Origin of the sequence: Streptomyces sp. NPDC051214 (genome assembly GCF_040682375.1) — a bacterium.
In the GTDB taxonomy this organism is placed as follows: domain Bacteria; phylum Actinomycetota; class Actinomycetes; order Streptomycetales; family Streptomycetaceae; genus Streptomyces.
Map to the genome: position 1 here is coordinate 258,820 of NZ_JBFBAT010000009.1, position 19,567 is coordinate 278,386.

Here is a 19,567-nt window from a genome sequence, read left to right on the forward strand (position 1 = left end):
GACACGCCGAAGGGCCCGGACTCTCCTGACGGAGTGTCCGGGCCCTTCGGTGGAGCGGGAAGTCACCGACTCACTGAGTCTGGTTCTCGCCCCGGTAGTACTCGAAGACCCAGCCGAAGAGGCCGATCATCAGGATGGGGGCCGAGAAGTACAGCAGCCACCAGCCGAAGACGACACCCATGAAGGCGAGCGCGCCACCGATGGCCAGCGAGAGCGGCTGCCAGCTGTGCGGGCTGAAGAAGCCCACCTCGCCGGCCTCGTCCGCTACGTCGGCCTCCTTGTTGTCCTGCGCGGCCGCGTCGACACGCCGGGCCGTGAAGGCCAGGTAGTAGCCGATCATGATGCACAGGCCGAAGGCCAGGAACAGCGCGGTCGTACCCGCCGGCTCCTTGGACCACCAGCCGTAGACGATCGCCATGACGAGCACGAAGACGCTCAGCCAGATGAACATCTTGCCTTGGACCTTCACTTGCCGGCCTCCTTGCCGCCCGCGAGCGCCTTGTCACCGTGGCCGCTGTTCTCGAGCTGGTCGAGAGCCGCGATCTCAGGGTGATGCAGGTCGAACGCCGGGGATTCGGAACGGATCCTCGGCAGGGTGAGGAAGTTGTGCCGCGGCGGCGGGCAGGACGTCGCCCACTCGAGCGAACGGCCGTAGCCCCACGGGTCGTCGACCTCGATCTTCTTGCCGTACTTGGCCGTCTTCCAGATGTTGTAGAAGAACGGCAGGATCGACAGGCCGAGCAGGAACGAGGAGATCGTCGAGATCGTGTTCAGCGCGGTGAAACCGTCGGCGGCGAGGTAGTCCGCGTAACGCCGCGGCATGCCCTCGGCACCCAGCCAGTGCTGCACCAGGAACGTGCCGTGGAAGCCGATGAACAGCGTCCAGAAGGTGATCTTGCCGAGCCGCTCGTCCAGCATCTTGCCGGTGAACTTCGGCCACCAGAAGTGGAAGCCGGAGAACATCGCGAAGACCACGGTGCCGAAGACGACGTAGTGGAAGTGCGCGACCACGAAGTACGAGTCGGAGACGTGGAAGTCCATCGGCGGCGAGGCCAGGATGACGCCGGTCAGACCACCGAAGGTGAAGGTGATCAGGAAGCCGACGGCCCAGAGCATCGGTGTCTCGAAACTCAGTGAGCCCTTCCACATCGTTCCGATCCAGTTGAAGAACTTCACGCCGGTTGGCACGGCGATCAAGAACGTCATGAAGGAGAAGAACGGTAGGAGCACGCCACCGGTGACGTACATGTGGTGCGCCCACACGGTCACGGAGAGACCCGCGATGGCGATCGTCGCGCCGATCAGACCCATGTAGCCGAACATCGGCTTACGGGAGAAGACCGGGATGACCTCGGAAATGATTCCGAAGAATGGCAACGCGATGATGTACACCTCTGGATGGCCGAAGAACCAGAAGAGGTGTTGCCACAGCAACGCACCGCCATTGGACGCGTCGAAGATGTGCGCGCCGAATTTACGGTCCGCCTCCAGGGCGAACAGCGCGGCGGCGAGCACCGGGAAGGCCAGCAAGACCAGAACCGCGGTCAGCAGGACGTTCCACACGAAGATCGGCATCCGGAACATCGTCATGCCGGGTGCACGCATGCAGATGATCGTGGTGATGAAGTTGACCGAGCCGAGGATCGTGCCGAAGCCGGAGAAGGCCAGACCCATGATCCACATGTCGGCGCCGATGCCCGGCGAGCGGACGGCGTCCGACAGCGGGGAGTAGGCGAACCAGCCGAAGTCGGCCGCACCCTGCGGGGTGAGGAAGCCGGCCACCGCGATGAGCGAGCCGAAGAGGTACAGCCAGTACGCGAACATGTTCAGCCGGGGGAACGCCACGTCGGGCGCGCCGATCTGCAGCGGCATGATCCAGTTCGCGAATCCGGCGAACAGCGGCGTCGCGAACATCAGCAGCATGATCGTGCCGTGCATCGTGAACGCCTGGTTGAACTGCTCGTTCGACATGAGCTGCGAGCCGGGACGAGCGAGTTCGGCGCGCATGAAGAGCGCCATGACGCCGCCGATGCAGAAGAACGCGAACGACGTGACCAGGTAGAGCGTGCCGATGGTCTTGTGGTCGGTGGTCGTCAACCACTTGATCACCACATTGCCCGGCTGCTTGCGCCGTACCGGCAGCTCGTCCTCGTACGAGTCTTCTGCTGCCGCGGCACCCTGAGGTTCGTTGAGGATGCTCACAGGTTGTTCGTCTCCCGGTTCTTCTCGTGCTTCGTCTGCTCGATGCCGGCCGGGATGTAACCGGTCTGGTTCTTCTTCGCCAGGTCCTCGAGGTGCTTCTGGTAGCGCTCGGGGGAAACGACCTTGACGTTGAAGAGCATCCGGGAGTGGTCGACACCGCAGAGCTCGGCGCACTTGCCCATGAAGGTGCCCTCCTTGTTCGGAGTCACCTCGAAGGCGTTCGTGTGGCCCGGGATGACGTCCTGCTTCATGAGGAACGGCACCACCCAGAAGGAGTGGATGACGTCACGCGAAGTCAGTACGAACCGGACCTTCTCGCCCTTGGGGAGCCAGAGGGTCGGGCCGGGGTTGCCGTTCTGCGGGTTCCGCTGGCCGGGCGTACCGACGTCGTAGACGCCTCCGGCGTTGGACGGGAACGCCTTGCGGAACTTGTCCGGGATGGCTTCGAGCTCCTTGGCAGACTTGGCGTCTCCCTTGTCGGAACCCGGCACGTCCTCGATGTAGTTGAAGCCCCAGCTCCACTGGTAGCCGACCACGTTGACCGTGTGGGCGGGCTTGTCCTCCAGAGCGAGGAGCTTCGTCTCATCACGTGCCGTGAAGTAGAAGAGCACCGAGACGATGATGAGAGGCACCACCGTGTAGAGCGCCTCGATGGGCATGTTGTAACGCGTCTGCGGAGGTACCTCGACCTTGGTGCGGCTGCGCCGGTGGAAGATGACACTCCACAGGATCAGACCCCAGACCAGCACGCCCGTGGCGAGCGCTGCCGCCCACGAGCCCTGCCAGAGGGAGAGGATCCGGGGAGCCTCCTCCGTTACGGGGGTGGGCATACCAAGGCGGGGAAAGTCCTTGTATGTGCAACCGGTCGCGGTTGCCAAGATCAGGCCCGCAGTCAGCACCTGCGGCAGCTTCCGCCGCATCGGGCGCCGCGACGAGCGGTCGGAGCCGTTGGGACTCACGTAGCGCCTTCCCGAGAGTCTCGGCCCGCGCGGTCGGGTGCGGCCTTCTCGGTCGTCGGTCGCCGCCCTGCGGCGGGCAGGGGTTTGGATGTTTATGCGGGCCAAACCTTACTGGACGCTATTTGGGGTCGCGCGGGGAGGGTGCCTAACGCGCCGCGGGTCACCCGGGAGGGTGGGCGCGCCGCCGCTGGCCGCTTTCTGACGGAGCTTCGGGGCGCCCACCGGGGCGGTGGAATTCCTCGGTCCGCGACTGCGGGTGTGTCGTGGTTGCTCGCGCCCACGCGGCGGAGCCGCAAATGTCACAGCCCCGCGCCCCTTCGGGCGCTCCTGGGGTGGTTCCTCGGGCGCACGTTCTAGCGTTAGGGCGTGTCCTACTTTGATGTTGCGTCCTCCGCTCCCCTGCATCCCGTGGCCCGGCAGGCGTTGCAGGCCTCGCTCGATGAAGGGTGGGCCGATCCCGCGCGGCTCTATCGCGAGGGGCGGCGGGCCAGGTTGCTGCTCGACGCGGCGCGCGAGGCCGCCGCGGAGGCCGTGGGGTGCCGCCCCGACGAGCTCTCCTTCGCCCCTTCGGGGACGCGGGCGGTGCACTCCGGGATGGCCGGGGCCCTCGCGGGGCGTCGGCGTGTCGGGCGCCATCTGGTGGTGTCGGCGGTCGAACACTCTTCGGTGCTCCATGCGGCGGCGGCACTCGAAGCCGACGGCGGGTCGGTGACGGAGATCCCGGTGGAACGGTCGGGGGCGGTGTCCACGGCCGCGTACACCGCGGGACTGCGCCCCGACACGGCGCTCGCCTGCCTTCAGTCCGCCAACCACGAGGTGGGCACGGAGCAGCCGGTGGCCGATGTCGCTTCGGCGTGTCGGGCCGCCGGGGTGCCGCTCCTGGTGGACGCCGCGCAGTCGCTGCCGTGGGGCCCTGTGGGCGGGGAGTGGTCGCTGCTCGCCGCCAGTGCCCACAAGTGGGGCGGGCCCGCGGGTGTGGGGCTGCTCGTGGTGCGCAAGGGGGTGCGGTTCGCCCCGCAAGGCCCGGCCGACGAGCGCGAGTCGGGGCGCGCCCCTGGCTTCGAGAACATCCCGGCGGTGGTCGCCGCCGCGGCCTCGCTGCGTGCCGTGCAGGCCGAGGCCGCCGAGGAGGGCGCCCGGCTGCGGGAGTTGACGCAGCGGATCAGGGCGCGGGTGCCGGGTCTGGTGCCGGACGTGGAGGTGGTGGGCGATCCGGAGCGGCGGCTCCCCCACCTGGTGACGTTCTCGTGTCTCTATGTCGACGGGGAGACGGTGCTGCACGAGCTGGACCGGGCGGGCTTCTCGGTCTCGTCCGGCTCGTCCTGCACCAGCTCGACGCTGACCCCGAGCCACGTCCTGAAGGCGATGGGCGTACTGAGCGAGGGCAACGTCCGGGTGTCACTCCCACGGGGGACCCAGGAAGCTGACGTCGAGCGTTTTCTGGAGGTTCTGCCGGGCGTGGTGGCCGGCGTACGGGAGCAGCTGGGCGCACCGGTGACCCCGGTCGCCCCGCGTGCGGAGTCCGGCTCGCTGGTGGTGGACGCGCTCGGCAAGCGCTGCCCGCTCCCCGTCATCGAGCTCGCGAAGGTCATCGGGGACGTGCCGGTGGGCGGCACGGTGACGGTCCTCGCCGACGACGAGGCGGCGCGGCTGGACATCCCTGCCTGGTGCGAGATGCGGGGGCAGGAGTACGTGGGCGAGGAGCCGGCGGACCACGGCGTCGCCTATGTGGTCCGCCGGAGTTCCTGACTACGCCAGGTGGGTCTGGACCTCGGACGCCGCCTCATGGCCGTACGCCTTGGTGAAGCGGTCCATGAAGTTGCTGCGCTGCAGCTCGTACTCCTGGGTGCCGACGGTCTCGATGACCAGGGTGGCGAGCATGCAGCCGACCTGCGCCGCGCGCTCGTGGGAGACGCCCCAGGCGAGACCCGAGAGGAAGCCCGCGCGGAAGGCGTCGCCGACGCCGGTCGGCTCGACCTTCGCCTCCTCCTCGGGGACGCCGACCTCGATCGGGTCCTGGCCCGTCGCCTCGATGCGCACGCCGCGCGAGCCGAGGGTCGTCACGCGGTGGCCGACCTTGGAGAGGATCTCCGCGTCGGTCCAGCCGGTCTTGGACTCGATGAGCCCCTTCTCGTACTCGTTCGAGAAGAGGTACGTGGCGCCGTCGAGGAGGGTCCGGATCTCCTCGCCCTCCATGCGCGCGATCTGCTGGGAGAAGTCGGCCGCGAAGGGGATCTTGCGCGTCCGGCACTCCTCGGTGTGGCGCATCATCGCCTCGGGGTCGTCCGCACCGATGAGGACCAGGTCGAGGCCGCCCACGCGGTCGGCCACGGTCTTCAGTTCGATGAGGCGGGCCTCGCTCATCGCGCCCGTGTAGAACGAGCCGATCTGGTTGTGGTCGGCGTCCGTGGTGCACACGAAGCGGGCGGTGTGCAGCGTCTCGGAGATGCGGACCGATGCCGTGTCGACGCCGTGCCGGTCGAGCCAGGCGCGGTACTCGCCGAAGTCCGAGCCCGCGGCGCCGGCCAGGATCGGGCTCGTGCCGAGCTGGCCCATGCCGAAGCAGATGTTGGCGGCCACTCCTCCCCTGCGTACGTCGAGGGCGTCGACCAGGAAAGAGAGAGAAACCGTGTGCAGCTGATCCGCGACCAGTTGGTCGGCGAAGCGGCCGGGGAAGGTCATCAGGTGGTCGGTGGCGATGGAGCCGGTGACTGCGATACGCACGACGGCATGCTCCTGTGGAGGAGAGGCGAGGGGTTGACACTTCACGCTACCGGGTCGGTACACCCTCGCTGAAGAGGCCAAACTACCCGTTAGTAGGTCTTTTTTCGCGAGGTGTGCGATGCGTACGGTGCGGTTATGGCCGTTATCTCGAATCATGTCGTGAACGCCCGTCCCGTCGAGCTGCCCACCGAGTCCCTGGAGACCCTGCGCGGCGACTGCGCCCGCATGGCCCCGCACTGGGTGACCCCCGCGGCCGCCGCGACCGCCCCGGTGTCGCCCGCGCTGATCCATGGCGTCAGCGTTCCGTCCGCCTCCGCGCGGCTGATCGACGGCATGTCCGAGTACGGCGACTGAGCCAGGGGCGTCGGCGCGCGCCGAGGGAACCGCGCGCTCCCCCGCTGCGTCCCATCGCTGTCCCCCGTAAAGGGGACGCGAGATACGAACGAGGCCCGCCCCTGGGCCTCCAGGGACAGCAGTGCAGTCGAAGGAGCGATGCGGTGAGCACCGAGCGATCCGACCATGACGCGGCCGAGCAGCACCGGCGGCGTTCCCGCCTTGCCGTCGCGTCGGTGGCGGCCACGGTGCTGCTCGTCGGTGGCGGCGGCGCGTACTTCGCCGCCACCGCCTCAGGCGGCAGCGACGGCAACGGCAGTTCTCCCGCCGCCGACGGCGGCACGCCCCCGCCCCTTGCCCTCGACGGCCACACGGACGGCGACCGGCAGGAAGGCGGCACCGGCAGCACGAACGGCATCGCCCCCGGAGAGCCCGACCCGAGCGGCGCCACCTATCGTGCCGAGGGCAAGCTGCCCGGCGGCCCCGACGAGGCGCCCGTGTACCACGCGCGGGGCACCGTCAGCCAGGACCAGGTCATCGAGCTGGCCAAGGCCCTCGGTGTCTCCGGCAAGCCCACGTCGCAGGACGGCGCCTGGAAGATCGGCCCCACGAAGGACGGTTCCGGGCCCTCGCTCCAGGTGAGCAAGCAGGCGCCCGGCACCTGGACGTTCACGAAGTACGAGACCGGCGGCAGCGACAACTGCCAGAAGGGCAAGCCCTGTTCGGGGGATTCGGGGACGTCCGCAGCACCGAACGGCGAGGGTGACGCGGTCGGCGAGAGCGCGGCGAAGAAGGCGGCGGCACCCGTCCTGAAGGCCGTGGGCCAGGACGACGCGAAGCTGGACGCGGGCCAACTCATGGGCGGCGTACGGGTGGTGAACGCCGACCCGAAGGTGGGCGGCCTGCCGACGTACGGCTGGTCGACCGGCATCCAGGTCGGCTCGGACGGCCAAGTGGTCGGCGGGAGCGGCCAGTTGAAGGCGCCGGAGAAGGGCGCCACCTACCCGGTGATCAGCGCCGCGAAGACCCTGGAGCAGCTCAACGCGTCCGGCGACGCCGGCGGCCGGGTCGGCATCGGCGGCTGCGCGTCGGCGGTGCCGAACCCCGCGGGCGACACCGCGGACAGCTCGGAGGGGCAGGGCCCCGCGGTCGAGGAGGGGACGAAGGCGCCGTGCGAGGAGCCGTCCTCCGCGCCTCCGAAGCCGCAGCCGGTCACGGTGAAGGGGGCCACCTTCGGGCTCGCCGTGCAGTTCGTGGACGGGCGCCAGGCGCTCGTGCCCTCCTGGCTGTTCGACGTGCAGCCGCAGGGCGCGCAGGACACCTTCACGGTGACGCACACGGCCGTGGAGCCGAAGTTCCTCACGTCGCCGAGCACGCCGTCCGCCGAGCCGACGCCCACCGAGAAGCCGGGCAAGGGCACGCAGGAGACCGCGCGCGTCGAGTCCTACCGCGCGGACGGCAAGTCCCTGACGGTGCACTTCTGGGGCGGCGTCTGCAGCGACTACTCGGCTTCGGCCGACGAGAGCAGGAGCAGCGTGCGCGTGGAGGTGACCGAGACCCACAAGAAGGGCGAGGTCTGCGTGATGATGGCCAAGGAGTTCACCAAGACCGTGACCCTGGACCAGCCGCTCGGCGACCGCAAGGTCGTGGACGCGAAGGGCGGCGGGACGGTGCCGCGCAAGTAGCCGTGCGCGCAAGCAGAACACCGCGGACACACACGAAGGCGGCCCCCGAAGTGCTTCGGGGGCCGCCTTCGTGCGGACGGACCCGGTGGGGTCCGTGCCGGTCTAGCTGAACGAGTCGCCGCAGGCGCAGGAGCCCGTGGCGTTCGGGTTGTCGATCGTGAAGCCCTGCTTCTCGATGGTGTCGACGAAGTCGATGGAGGCGCCGCCCAGGTACGGGGCGCTCATCCGGTCGGTGACGACCTTCACGCCGTCGAAGTCCTTGATGACGTCGCCGTCGAGCGAGCGCTCGTCGAAGAACAGCTGGTAGCGAAGGCCTGAGCAGCCGCCGGGCTGAACGGCGACGCGCAGCGCCAGGTCGTCGCGGCCCTCCTGCTCCAGAAGGCCCTTGACCTTGGCCGCGGCGGCGTCGGACAGGAGGATGCCGTCGCTCACGGTGGTGGTCTCGTCCGATACGGACATCTGCTTCTCTCCCGGGTTGTACGGAGACTGCTTGCCGACGGTTGCAACCGTCGGGGCCGCGGATTCATTCCGGGCCGAGTGCGGTGTCTCCCGGCTGTCTGTCGACTGTCTCTCGGCTGTCTGTCCCTTCATGCTCGCACATGCCGCCCGGCGGGGCATCGACCCGTCGGAGGCGAACGCGTCACATCGACACTATGGCCATCGTCAAACTGACGTGAAGCGGTTATGATAGATAACGTCAATTAGACGAAAAGGCTCCCCGGTGCAAGCACCGGCTCCACCGGAGCGGCTGCCGCCGCGCTCATCACATTCAGAAAGGGTGCGTGTCGTGACCACCGCCCAGTCCCCCGTGGACCTTGTGGAACTCGATGTTCAGCCCACACCGCTCGCTCTGCTGCTGCTCGGCCGCGAGGCCGACCCCAAGAGCGAGCGCGGCGTGGAGTGCCCCGGCGATCTGCCGTCGCCCTCCGACCCCGACCTGGTGGAACGCGCCCGTGCCGCCAAGGAGAAGCTCGGCGACAAGGTCTTCGTGCTCGGCCACCACTACCAGCGCGACGAGGTCATCCAGTTCGCGGATGTCACCGGCGACTCCTTCAAGCTGGCCAAGGACGCGGCCGCCAGGCCGGAGGCGGAGTACATCGTCTTCTGCGGCGTGCACTTTATGGCCGAGTCCGCGGACATCCTGACCACCGACGACCAGAAGGTCGTCCTGCCCGACCTGGCCGCCGGCTGCTCGATGGCCGACATGGCCACCGCCGAGCAGGTCGCGGAGTGCTGGGACGTCCTTGCCGAGGCCGGGATATCCGAGCAGGTCGTGCCCGTCTCGTACATGAACTCGTCGGCCGACATCAAGGCCTTCACCGGCAAGCACGGCGGGACGATCTGCACCTCGTCCAACGCCAAACGGGCCCTGGAGTGGGCCTTCGAGCAGGGCGAGAAGGTCCTCTTCCTGCCCGACCAGCACCTCGGCCGGAACACCGCGGTCCGCGACATGGGCCTCTCGCTCGACGACTGCGTGCTCTACAACCCGCACAAGCCGAACGGCGGCCTGACCGCCGAGCAGCTGCGTGACGCGAAGATGATCCTGTGGCGCGGGCACTGCTCGGTGCACGGGCGCTTCTCGCTGGAGTCCGTGGAGGACGTGCGCGCGCGGATTCCCGGCGTGAACGTCCTGGTGCACCCCGAGTGCAAGCACGAGGTCGTGGCCGCGGCGGACTACGTGGGCTCCACGGAGCACATCATCCAGACCCTTGAGGCGGCCCCCGCCGGTTCCAAGTGGGCGATCGGGACCGAGCTGAACCTCGTACGCCGCCTGGCGAACCGTTTCGCCGCCGAGGACAAGGAGATCGTCTTCCTCGACAAGACGGTCTGTTTCTGCTCGACCATGAACCGGATCGACCTGCCGCACCTGGTCTGGGCCCTGGAGTCGCTTGCCGAGGGCAAGCTGGTCAACCAGATCGAGGTCGACCGCGAGACCGAGCAGTTCGCGAAGCTGGCGCTCGAGCGGATGCTGGCCCTGCCGTAGGCCGTACGTGGACGGGGCGCCCCTCTGTGTGAGGGGCGCCCCGTCAGGGGCGCGGGGAACTGCGCGATCAGCCCCCACCGGCCCGCAGGGTCAGACCTGGGCCGGTTCCGGATCGTCCGACGCGGAACCCGCCTGCGGCGAGCCCCCCGCCCTCTTGGCCCGCTTCGCCTCGCGCTTCGCGCGCCTCTTCTCCTTGCGGAGCTCCACCATCGCGTACAGCGTCGGGACGAGGAGGAGGGTGAGGAGCGTCGAGGTGATCAGGCCGCCGATGACGACCACGGCGAGCGGCTGGGCGATGAAGCCGCCCTCGCCCGTGATGCCGAGGGCCATCGGGAGCAGGGCGAAGATGGTCGCGAGGGCCGTCATCAGGATCGGGCGGAGACGGTGCCGGCCGCCCTCGATGACCGCGTCGACCACGCCGTGACCCTGCCCGCGGTACTGATTGATCAGGTCGATCAGGACGATCGCGTTCGTCACCACGATGCCGATCAGCATCAGCATGCCGATCATCGCCGGGACGCCCATCGGGGTGTCGGTGGCGATCAGCAGGCCGATGGCGCCCGTGGCCGCGAACGGGATCGAGACCAGCAGGATCAGCGGCTGCACGAGCGAGCGGAACGTCGCCACGAGCAGCATGAAGACGATCGCGATCGCGGCGAGCATCGCGAGGCCGAGCGAGGCGAACGCCTCGTCCTGGTCCTCGGAGACACCGCCGATGGAGGCCGTGGCGCCGTCCGGCAGCTTCAGCGCGTCGAGCTTCTTGGTGAGGTCGGCGCTGACCGCGCCGGTGTTCTCGCCGGTCGGCTTCGCGGTGATCGTCGCGGCGCGGGCGCCGTCGATGCGGGTCATGGAAACGGGTCCGTCGACCAGCTTGACGTCCGCGATCTCACCGAGCTTGACGGCGCCGAGGTTCAGCTTCCGCAGCTCCGCGAGGGTCTTGGCCGGCTGCTTCGACTTCACCACGACGTCGCGCTCGGTGTCGTCCAGGATCGCCTTGCCGCTCTCGGTGCCGCGGACCGCCTGGGCGACGGCCTGGCCGAGGGTGGTGTCGTTGAACCCGGCCGCGGCGGCCTTGGCGTTCGCCTTGACCGAGATCCGCGGGATGCTCTGCGACAGGTCGCTCTGCACGTCCGTGACGTCGTCGAGCTTCGCGACCTCGTCACGCACCTCGTCGGACGCCTTGCGCAGCACGTCGCCGTCGGCGGCCTTGACGACCACGCTCAGGTCCTGGCTGCCGAAGCCGTCACCGGCCGCGATGGACGTCTGGCCGATGCCGGAGAGCTTGCCGAGCTCCTCCTCGACCTTGTCCTGCGTCGTGTCGTACGAGGACTTGTCCTTGAGCGTCAGGGTGTACGAGGCCTGGTTGGTGTCCGTGGAGCCGCCGAAGGCCGCCATGAAACCGGAGGAGCCGACCGTGACCTGGTAGTCCTTGATCTCGTCGAGACCGTCCAGCATCTTCTCGACCTTCTTGGCCGAGGCGTCGGACGCCGCCAGGCTGGTGCCCGGCTTCAGCTCCTGCTTGATGGTCAGGACTTCCTGCTCGCCCTGGTCGAAGAAGTTGGTCTTCAGGAGCGGTGCCATGCCGAACGTGCCCACGAGGACCACGACCGCGATGACGAGGCTGGTGAAGCGGCGCCGGGTCGCGAAGCGGAGCACCGGGACGTAGAAGCGCTGGAGCCTGCTCTTCGCCTCCTTCTCCTCGAACTTGCGGCGGGCCTCCTCCGGGTCGGCGCCGCGGACGTCCTTGGGGGGACGCAAGAACCAGTACGACAGGACGGGCACGACCGTCAGCGAGACGAGCAGGGAGGCAAGCAGCGCCGCCGTGACCGTCAGCGAGAAGGAGCCGAAGAGCTCGCCCACCATGCCGCCGACCAGGCCGATCGGCAGGAACACCGCAACGGTCGTCAGGGTCGAGGACGTGACCGCGCCCGCGACCTCCTTGACCGCGGTGATGATCGCGGCCTCGCGCTCCTCGCCGTACCCGAGGTGACGCTTGATGTTCTCCAGGACCACGATCGAGTCGTCGACGACGCGGCCGATGGCGATGGTCAGCGCGCCGAGCGTGAGCATGTTGAGGGAGAGGTCCCGCGTCCACAGCACGATCAGGGCGAGCACGACCGAGAGCGGGATGGAGACCGCGGTGACCAGCGTCGAGCGGATCGACGCCAGGAAGACCAGGATGACGAGAACCGCGAAGACCAGGCCGAGCGCGCCCTCGGTGGTGAGGCCGTCGATGGACTTGGAGACGGCCGGGCCCTGGTCGCTGGCGACCGTCAGGTCGGAGCCCTCACCCAGGTCCTTGCGCAGGTCGGGGAGCTTGTCCTTGACCGCGTCGGAGATGGCGACGGCGCTGCCGTCCTGGTCCATCGTGATCGCGAGGGCGAGGCTCGGCTTGCCGTTGGTGCGCGTGATGGACGTGGCCTCGGAGGGCGCCTGCTTCACCGTGGCGACGGCACCGAGGCGCACCGGCTTGGCGGGGCGCTGCCCCGGCTTGGCCTCGGGGGCGACCATCAGGTCCTGGATCTGCTGCAGGGAGGTGTAGCCGCCGCCGACCTGGACGGTGCGGTTCTTGCCGTCCTCGTCGAAGGAGCCCGCGGGGAGCGTGGCGCCGCCGGCCTGGAGTGCCTGGCCGAGCGCGGCCGGGGTCAGGCCCGCCTTCGCCAGCTTCTTGTCGTCCGGGGTGACGTCGACCTGGAGGTCACGCACGCCGTCGACGGTGACCTGGGCGACGCCGTCGATGTCCTTGAGGGAGGGCACGACGGTCCGGTCGAGCTGGTCGGAGAGCGCCTGCTGGTCCTTGTCGGAGGTGACGGAGAGGACCACGGTCGGGATGTCGTCCGTGGAGCCCGCGATGACCTGCGGGTCCACGTCGTCGGGGAGCTGGGCCCCGGCGCGGTTCACGGCCTGCTGGACGTCGGCGACGAGCTGCTTGGAGCCGCTGCCGTAGTCGAACTGGGCCATGATCACGGCGTTGCCCTCGCTCGCCGTGGAGGTGATGCCGGTGATGCCGTCGACCGCGTCGATCGAGGACTCGAGGGGTTCGACGACCTGCTTTTCCACCACATCGGGGGACGCGCCCTGATACGGGGCCAGGACGGACACCATCGGCAGTTCGATGGAGGGCAGCAGCTGCTGCTTGAGCTGAGGGATCGCGATGACGCCGAAAACGAGCGCGATGATCGATATCAGCCCGACAAGGGCCCGTTGGGCGAGGCTGAACCGGGACAGCCAGGACATGGTGGTCTCTCTCTGTGGCGTACTGCGCAGGAACGGCACCGGCAGGGCCGGTGCCCCCTACACGATCTGCCATGTCCAGAGCAGGAATCGTCACTCCGAGGACCCGTTCTGACGCGGCGCATACTGCGAGTGCAGTACATCGCGCCCGCAATCACTCCACCCTTGGACGTACCAGGCCCGATTCGTAGGCGATCACGACGAGTTGTGCCCGGTCGCGTGCACCCAGCTTCGCCATCGCACGGTTCACGTGCGTCTTCACGGTGAGCGGGCTGACCTCAAGACGCTCGGCGATCTCGTCGTTCGAATGGCCGCCCGCGACCTGGACGAGCACCTCACGCTCACGCCCGGTCAGCGCGTCGAGCCGCTCGCCGCGCACCCCGCCGTCCTCGTCCGAACTGTCGCCCTGCGCGAGGAACTTGGCGATCAGGCCCTTCGTCGCCACCGGGGAGAGCAGGGCGTCACCGGCGGCCGCGATCCGGATGGCGCCGAGCAGCTCGTCCGGCTCCGCGCCCTTCCCGAGGAAACCGGAGGCACCGGCGCGCAGCGACTGCACCACGTACTCGTCGACCTCGAAGGTCGTCAGCATGACCACGCGTACGTGGGCGAGATCGGGATCCGCGCTGATCAGCCGGGTGGCGGCGAGGCCGTCCGTGCCGGGCATGCGGATGTCCATCAGGACGACGTCCGCGGCCGCGGACCTGGCGAGCTCCACGGCCTCCGCGCCGTCCGACGCCTCGGCGACGACCTCCATGTCGGGCTCGGAGTCGACAAGCACCTTGAACGCGCTGCGCAGCAAGGCCTGGTCGTCGGCGAGCAGCACCCGGATCGTCACGCGGTCCCTCCCTCTGCCGGGGTGACCGGCGTTGCCGTGACCGGCAGGATCGCATGGACGCGGAAGCCGCCGCCGTAGCGGGGCCCGGCGGTGCAGCGGCCGTTCAGGGCGCTGACGCGCTCGCGCATGCCGAGGAGGCCGTGCCCGCCGCCGTCGCTCTCGCCGGCCGGTTCCTTCTTCTCGCCCCCGCCGTCGTCCAGGATCGTGACCTCGGCGTTCGGCCCCACGCGGATGACGCTGACCTCGGCCTTGGCGCCCGCTCCCGCGTGCTTCTGCACGTTCGTGAGGGCTTCCTGGATGATGCGATAGGCGGCCAGGTCGACTCCGGCGGGCAGGTCCGCCACGGTGTCGTCGCAGGTCACCTCGACGGGGAGGCCGGCGTGACGGAAGGTCTCGACGAGGTCGTCGAGGCGGGCCAGGCCCGGGGCCGGCTCGGTGGGGGCCTCCGGGTCGCCGGTCTGCCGCAACAGACCGACGGTGGCGCGCAGTTCGTTGAGCGCGGAGCGGCTGGCGTCGCGTACGTGCGAGAGGGCTTCCTTGGCCTGGTCGGGCCGCTTGTCCATGACGTGGGCGGCGACTCCCGCCTGGACGTTGACGAGGGCGATGTGGTGGGCGACCACGTCGTGCAGGTCGCGGGCGATGCGCAGCCGTTCCTCGGCGACGCGGCGCCGGGCCTCCTCCTCGCGGGTGCGTTCGGCGCGTTCGGCGCGTTCGCGTATGGCGTCCACGAAGGCGCGGCGGCTGCGGACGGCGTCACCGGCGGCCGCGGCCATGCCGGTCCAGGCGAAGATGCCGAGGTTCTCCTGCGCGTACCAGGGCAGGGGGCCCGCGAGCATCGCGACCGCGGTGAGCCCGGTCATGGTGACCAGGCCGATGCGCCAGGTGGTGGGGCGGTTGGTGCGGGCCGCGACAGTGAACAGGGCGATGACCGCGCTCATGACGACGCTTCCGCGGAATTCGCCGGTGATCAGGTCGACGACGGTGAACGTGCAGGTCGCCGCGAGCACGATCCAGGGGGCCCGGCGGCGGAAGATCAGCGCGGAGGCGCCGAGCAGCATCAGGACGAGGCTGAGGGTGCCCGGGGTGCGGGTGCCCCAGGAGGGGCCGCCGTCATGGCCGTACGGCTCGACGAAGGAGCCGATGACCATGCATACGAGGACGGCTGCCGCGAGGGTTCCGTCCACGGCCAGGGGGTGCGCCTTGGCCCAGCAGCGGCCTCGCACGAGAGTGGTCACGCCTTGCCTTGCCCTTTGTCATGGCTGGGCTCCGACTCTCTGGGCGTCCTGGCCCGCCGCTTGGCGCCGGATCTTTCCCGCCCACCCACCCGATTGCCCCGCATCCAGTGTCTAACCAGGGATCAAGCCGTCGTCGCTCAGCATGTCCCGGACCTCGTCCAGGGTTGCGTCCGGGCCGGGGAGGATCAGTTCCGAGGGCTCGAGAGCGTCGTCCGGGAGGGGGTCGCCCAGCTCCCGGACCTTGTCCAGCAACGCGCCCAGCGTCCGGCGGAAGCCGGACTCGTCGCCGCTCTCGATCTCCTCGAGCAACTCGTCGTCCAGCTTGTTCAGTTCGGTGAAGTGGCCGTCGGCCAGCTTCACCTGCCCCTCCCCCATGATCCGTACGATCATGTCGCCCTCCTCGGACGTGAGCGGTGAAACTCGTGAGCGGTGGAACTACTGCTTGTCGAAGCGCGGGGTGTCCTGCGGCTGCTGGGCCTGGGTCTGGCCCTGGCCCGGCTCGATGGCCTGCTTCGACGTCGAGCCTCCGGCCAGTTCGGCCTTCATCCGCTGCAGTTCCAGCTCTACATCAGTACCACCGGAGAGGCGATCCAGCTCGGACTGGATGTCGTCCTTGGCGAGCCCGGAGGAGTCGTCGAGAGCACCGGAGGCCAGGAGCTCGTCGATCGCGCCCGCCCGCGCCTGGAGCTGCGCGGTCTTGTCCTCGGCGCGCTGGATGGCCATGCCGACGTCGCCCATCTCCTCGGAGATGCCGGAGAAGGCCTCGCCGATCCGGGTCTGCGCCTGGGCGGCGGTGTACGTGGCCTTGATCGTCTCCTTCTTCGTACGGAAGGCGTCGACCTTGGCCTGCAGGCGCTGGGCCGCGAGGGTGAGCTTCTCCTCCTCGCCCTGGAGCGTCTGGTGCTGCGTCTCCAGGTCGGTCACCTGCTGCTGCAGGGCCGCGCGGCGCGAGAGCGCCTCGCGGGCCAGGTCCTCACGGCCGAGGGCGAGGGCCTTGCGGCCCTGGTCCTCAAGAGTGGAGGACTGCTTCTGGAGCTGGCTGAGCTGCAGCTCCAGGCGCTTGCGCGAGGTCGCCACGTCGGCGACACCACGGCGCACCTTCTGCAGCAGCTCGAGCTGCTTCTGATACGAGTAATCGAGGGTTTCGCGCGGGTCCTCGGCCCGGTCAAGGGCCTTGTTCGCCTTCGCGCGGAAGATCATCCCCATACGCTTCATGACACCGCTCATGGGCTTCGCGCGCCCCCTTCTGACGGACTTCCAGCTCCAGGTACTGCTCAGAACCCACAGTACGGGCCCTGCATCCATTACCGCACTGTTCGCGTGCGGATGCGCTCATCCCCAAGGACGACTGTGTCCGGCCGGGCTCAGGCGTAGGGAGTAGGTGCACCCCCGGGAACCGCCCGAAAACCGCTTGTAAACCACACGGAACGTCCCCTTAGCCACACAATCAAGACGCCCGGTGTTGCCGGATCGTTCCCCGTGGGGCTGGGGTCCACACGTCCGCACCCCGTACCCTTGGGTTTTGTGTTCCGTAGCCGATCCAAGGACGAGAAGGCCCCGGTAGCCAAGGCCCCGGTGACCGACTCCCAGCAGCCCCGTGACCCGCAGGCCCCCAAGGGCCGCCCCACGCCCAAGCGCAGTGAGGCCCAGACCCAGCGCCGCAGCGTGGCCAACACGCCTGTGACGCGCAAGGAGGCGGCCAAGCGGCAGCGCAATGAACGCCGCGTCCAGATGGACAAGCAGCGTCAGGCGCTCGCCAGCGGTGACGAGCGCTATCTGCCCGCCCGCGACAAGGGGCCCGTGCGCAAGTTCGCGCGCGACTTCGTCGACTCGCGCTTCTGCATCGCGGAGTTCTTCCTGCCGCTCGCGGTGATCATCCTCGTGCTGAGCATGGTCCGCGTCCCGCAGCTGCAGAACATCGCGCTGCTTCTCTGGCTCTTCGTGATCGTCCTGATCATCGTGGACTCGGTGACGACGGCGGTGCGCCTGAAGAAGCGCCTGAACGAGCGCTTCCCGAGCGAGAGCAAGAAGGGCGCGGTCGCCTACGCCTTGATGCGTACGCTCCAGATGCGCCGTCTGCGTCTGCCGAAGCCGCAGGTCAAGCGTGGAGAGCGGCCCTGAGCGGATTCGCCGGCGGGGCCGCCGCGTGGCTGGAGAAGCTGGGCGGCCTTCGTAACGCCGTACGCCAGGAGCTGGTGACCCGGCAGCTCGACGAGCAGATAGCCGGGCGCTTCCCCGTGGGGCAGCGGCTGCGGGTGCTCGACGTGGGCATGGGCCAGGGCACGCAGGCCCTGCGGCTCGCCCGCGCGGGCCACAAGGTGACCGGCGTCGAGCAGGACGCGGCCATGGTGGCCGCCGCGCGCGCGGCGCTCGCCGCCGAGCCCGAGGGAATCCAGGGCCGGGTGCGCATCGTCGAGGGCGACGGGCGCGAGACCGGGGTGCATTTCCTGCCGGGCAGCTTCGACGTCGTGCTGTGCCACGGCGTCCTGATGTACGTCGAGGAGCCGGACGCGCTGCTGGCGGGCCTGGCCCGGATGCTGGCGCACGGCGGCCTGCTCTCCCTTCTCGTACGGAACGCGGACGCGCTGGCCATGCGGCCGGGGCTCGCCGGGGACTGGGCGGGGGCGACGGCGGCCTTCGACTCCACCGTGTACCGCAATCGGCTCGGCATCGAGGCGCGGGCCGACCGGCTCGACGCCGTCTCGGCCTCGCTCGCGGGGATCGCGGCGCCGCTGCATGCCTGGTACGGGGTGCGGGTCTTCACCGATGGCGCGGCGGATGATGTGGTTCCGCCTTCGGAGGATGCGGAGTTGGCGGCGTTGCTTGCTGCCGAGGAGCGGGCCGGGCGTACGGATCCCTATCGGCGGGTGGCCGCCTTGCTGCACGTCTGCGGCGTGCGGGACTGATGCGGGGCTGACTGAGCCGCCGCTTCGCGGCGGATGTTTCCCGCCCACCCACCCGATTGCCCCGCAGCCAGGGCGACATACGGGTACGAACGGGACACTCGGGGCATGACTGTCTCGCGTATCCGTACCGTCACCGCCGCCGTTGCCGTCGCCTCCGGGCTTCTCGTGAGCGGCTGCTCCGGAACCGGTTCCGGAGACTCCGGTGAGTCCACCACTCAGGCCGCGCCCATGGCGGAGAGCGATCTGCAGGATGCCTACCAGCAGGTGATCGGGGACGTCCTGCCGTCGGTCGTCCAGATCGACGCCTCCGACAGCCTCGGCTCCGGCGTCGTCTACGACGACAAGGGCCACGTCGTGACCAACGCCCATGTCGTGGGCAAGGAGGAGACCTTCAAGGTCACGACGGCCACCGGTGAGCAGGCCCTCACCGCGAAGCTCGTCGCCGCCTATCCCGAGCAGGATCTCGCCGTCATCAAGCTCGACAACCCGCCGAGCAAGCTGGAGCCCGCGAAGTTCGCGGACTCGACGAAGGCGAAGGTCGGGCAGATCGTGCTCGCCATGGGCTCGCCGCTGGGCCTGTCGTCCAGCGTCACGCAGGGCATCATCTCCGCCACCGGACGGACCGTCAGCGAGCCCCGTACGGAGGGCGCGGCCGGGGCCACCATCGCGAACATGGTGCAGACGTCCGCCGCGATCAACCCGGGCAACAGCGGCGGCGCCCTGGTCACCCTCGACAGCGAGGTCATCGGCATCCCGACGCTCGCCGCGACCGACCCGCAGATGGGCGACAGCGCCGCGCCGGGGATCGGGTTCGCGATCCCGTCCTCGATGGTGAAGACCATCGCCGACCAGATCATCAAGGACGGCAAGGTCACCGATTCGGGCCGGGCGGCGCTCGGCATCACCGGGCGCACGGTCCTCGGCGACGACTACAAGCCCGCGGGCGTCGCGGTCGTCGACGCGCAGAAGGACGGTGGCGCGGCCAAGGCCGGTCTGCAGGGCGGCGACATCATCACCAAGCTCGGCGGCTCCGAGATCACCACGATCACCTCGCTCTCCGAGGCACTCGCCGGGGAGAAGCCGGGTGACAAGGCGCAGGTGACGTACGTACGGGACGGGTCCGAGAAGACGGCCGACGTCACGCTGGGCGAGATGTAGGGGCGCGCGACGCAGAACGCGGGAAGACGCAGTACGCAGGAAGGGGCGCCCGCTCGAAGCGGGCGCCCCTTCCTGGTCAGGCGTCACTCATCCCTGCGCCGCATCCTCCGCGTGCAGGCTCATCGGCCCATAGATCTTGTTCGCGTCCTCGAAGAGCGACACCTGGTCGGCGCCGCCTTCCGCGAGCTCCTTCCAGAACTCGCCGAGCCACGACTCCGCGTCCCCCTGAGTCGTGAACTCCTCGGGTGTCAGAGCGGGCTGGACCTCCGTCCCGTCCGCCTTCTCGAACCGCCACGTCCATGCCGCCATGCC

The 19,567-nt window shown here is 69.2% G+C and carries 18 protein-coding genes; 7 read left to right on the forward strand and 11 right to left on the reverse strand.

Annotation, left to right across the window (positions count from 1 at the left end):
• Positions 1-70 precede the first annotated feature (70 nt).
• From AB0M70_RS24845 to coxB, 3 genes are read right to left on the reverse strand one after another with little or no spacing between them, the layout of a single operon-like run.
• Entirely contained in the window at positions 71-469 is a 399-nt protein-coding gene (locus AB0M70_RS24845; RefSeq protein WP_363208294.1) for a cytochrome c oxidase subunit 4, read from the reverse strand.
• Positions 466-2,202: a cytochrome c oxidase subunit I gene (gene ctaD / locus AB0M70_RS24850; protein ID WP_365822839.1), complete on the reverse strand. Its 1,737-nt coding sequence runs from the start codon at positions 2,200-2,202 to the stop codon at positions 466-468. The genes AB0M70_RS24845 and ctaD overlap by 4 nt, the downstream gene beginning before the upstream one ends.
• Entirely contained in the window at positions 2,199-3,161 is a 963-nt protein-coding gene (gene coxB, locus AB0M70_RS24855) for a cytochrome c oxidase subunit II (RefSeq protein WP_363208296.1), read from the reverse strand. The genes ctaD and coxB overlap by 4 nt, the downstream gene beginning before the upstream one ends.
• Positions 3,162-3,527: 366 nt before the next feature.
• On the opposite strand from coxB, the gene AB0M70_RS24860 reads away from it, so the two are divergent.
• Entirely contained in the window at positions 3,528-4,910 is a 1,383-nt protein-coding gene (locus tag AB0M70_RS24860; RefSeq protein WP_365822841.1) for an aminotransferase class V-fold PLP-dependent enzyme, read from the forward strand.
• Here AB0M70_RS24860 and AB0M70_RS24865 read toward each other — a convergent pair whose 3' ends face one another.
• A complete protein-coding gene (locus AB0M70_RS24865; protein ID WP_365822843.1) occupies positions 4,911-5,885 on the reverse strand; it encodes a carbohydrate kinase family protein in 975 nt (324 codons plus the stop codon).
• A 135-nt stretch (positions 5,886-6,020) separates the two neighbouring features.
• Here AB0M70_RS24865 and AB0M70_RS24870 point away from each other — a divergent pair, with 135 nt between their 5' ends.
• Both AB0M70_RS24870 and AB0M70_RS24875 read left to right on the forward strand, forming a co-directional pair.
• Positions 6,021-6,239 carry a hypothetical protein gene (locus tag AB0M70_RS24870; RefSeq protein WP_365822845.1) on the forward strand — a complete coding sequence of 73 codons (219 nt, stop codon included), beginning with the start codon at positions 6,021-6,023 and terminating at the stop codon, positions 6,237-6,239.
• Between the two features lie 143 nt (positions 6,240-6,382).
• Positions 6,383-7,903 carry a hypothetical protein gene (locus AB0M70_RS24875; RefSeq protein ID WP_365822847.1) on the forward strand — a complete coding sequence of 507 codons (1,521 nt, stop codon included), beginning with the start codon at positions 6,383-6,385 and terminating at the stop codon, positions 7,901-7,903.
• A gap of 102 nt (positions 7,904-8,005) precedes the next feature.
• Here AB0M70_RS24875 and AB0M70_RS24880 read toward each other — a convergent pair whose 3' ends face one another.
• Positions 8,006-8,362, reverse strand: a complete 357-nt coding sequence (locus AB0M70_RS24880; protein WP_365822849.1) for an iron-sulfur cluster assembly accessory protein — start codon at positions 8,360-8,362, stop codon at positions 8,006-8,008.
• A 328-nt stretch (positions 8,363-8,690) separates the two neighbouring features.
• On the opposite strand from AB0M70_RS24880, the gene nadA reads away from it, so the two are divergent.
• Positions 8,691-9,887 (forward strand): quinolinate synthase NadA, encoded by a 1,197-nt coding sequence (gene nadA, locus AB0M70_RS24885; protein ID WP_365822851.1) that lies wholly within the window; start codon positions 8,691-8,693, stop codon positions 9,885-9,887.
• Positions 9,888-9,977: 90 nt separating this feature from the next.
• Here the strand turns inward: nadA and AB0M70_RS24890 are convergent, their stop codons facing one another.
• From AB0M70_RS24890 to AB0M70_RS24910, 5 genes are all read right to left on the reverse strand, one after another.
• Entirely contained in the window at positions 9,978-13,124 is a 3,147-nt protein-coding gene (locus tag AB0M70_RS24890) for an efflux RND transporter permease subunit (protein ID WP_365822853.1), read from the reverse strand.
• A gap of 151 nt (positions 13,125-13,275) precedes the next feature.
• The gene (locus AB0M70_RS24895; protein ID WP_365822855.1) at positions 13,276-13,956 is read right to left on the reverse strand and encodes a response regulator transcription factor; all 681 of its coding nucleotides are present in this window, start codon (positions 13,954-13,956) and stop codon (positions 13,276-13,278) included.
• Complete coding sequence (locus tag AB0M70_RS24900; RefSeq protein ID WP_365822857.1) at positions 13,953-15,191, reverse strand: sensor histidine kinase; 1,239 nt, start codon at positions 15,189-15,191, stop codon at positions 13,953-13,955. Before AB0M70_RS24900 ends, AB0M70_RS24895 begins: the two co-directional genes overlap by 4 nt.
• 111 nt (positions 15,192-15,302) lie before the next feature.
• On the reverse strand, positions 15,303-15,581 hold the full coding sequence (locus AB0M70_RS24905; RefSeq protein ID WP_365822859.1) for a hypothetical protein: 279 nt from the start codon (positions 15,579-15,581) through the stop codon (positions 15,303-15,305).
• 45 nt (positions 15,582-15,626) lie between these two features.
• Positions 15,627-16,418: a PspA/IM30 family protein gene (locus tag AB0M70_RS24910; protein ID WP_365822861.1), complete on the reverse strand. Its 792-nt coding sequence runs from the start codon at positions 16,416-16,418 to the stop codon at positions 15,627-15,629.
• 219 nt (positions 16,419-16,637) lie between these two features.
• On the opposite strand from AB0M70_RS24910, the gene AB0M70_RS24915 reads away from it, so the two are divergent.
• From AB0M70_RS24915 to AB0M70_RS24925, 3 genes are all read left to right on the forward strand, one after another.
• Entirely contained in the window at positions 16,638-17,312 is a 675-nt protein-coding gene (locus AB0M70_RS24915; RefSeq protein ID WP_365823187.1) for a DUF3043 domain-containing protein, read from the forward strand.
• Positions 17,313-17,386: 74 nt separating this feature from the next.
• Positions 17,387-18,097 carry a methyltransferase domain-containing protein gene (locus AB0M70_RS24920; protein WP_365822863.1) on the forward strand — a complete coding sequence of 237 codons (711 nt, stop codon included), beginning with the start codon at positions 17,387-17,389 and terminating at the stop codon, positions 18,095-18,097.
• A gap of 105 nt (positions 18,098-18,202) precedes the next feature.
• Complete coding sequence (locus AB0M70_RS24925; RefSeq protein ID WP_365822865.1) at positions 18,203-19,255, forward strand: trypsin-like peptidase domain-containing protein; 1,053 nt, start codon at positions 18,203-18,205, stop codon at positions 19,253-19,255.
• 87 nt (positions 19,256-19,342) lie between these two features.
• Here AB0M70_RS24925 and AB0M70_RS24930 read toward each other — a convergent pair whose 3' ends face one another.
• On the reverse strand, positions 19,343-19,564 hold the full coding sequence (locus AB0M70_RS24930; protein WP_363208308.1) for a hypothetical protein: 222 nt from the start codon (positions 19,562-19,564) through the stop codon (positions 19,343-19,345).
• Positions 19,565-19,567: the final 3 nt, after the last annotated feature.

Coding starts and splice junctions, on each gene's coding strand:
- AB0M70_RS24905 (WP_365822859.1), bottom strand. CDS start 15,581: ATGATCGTACGGATCATGGGGGAGGGGCAGGTGAAGCTGGCCGACGGC.
- AB0M70_RS24870 (WP_365822845.1), top strand. CDS start 6,021: ATGGCCGTTATCTCGAATCATGTCGTGAACGCCCGTCCCGTCGAGCTG.
- AB0M70_RS24890 (WP_365822853.1), bottom strand. CDS start 13,124: ATGTCCTGGCTGTCCCGGTTCAGCCTCGCCCAACGGGCCCTTGTCGGG.
- AB0M70_RS24880 (WP_365822849.1), bottom strand. CDS start 8,362: ATGTCCGTATCGGACGAGACCACCACCGTGAGCGACGGCATCCTCCTG.
- AB0M70_RS24910 (WP_365822861.1), bottom strand. CDS start 16,418: ATGAGCGGTGTCATGAAGCGTATGGGGATGATCTTCCGCGCGAAGGCG.
- AB0M70_RS24925 (WP_365822865.1), top strand. CDS start 18,203: ATGACTGTCTCGCGTATCCGTACCGTCACCGCCGCCGTTGCCGTCGCC.
- AB0M70_RS24930 (WP_363208308.1), bottom strand. CDS start 19,564: ATGGCGGCATGGACGTGGCGGTTCGAGAAGGCGGACGGGACGGAGGTC.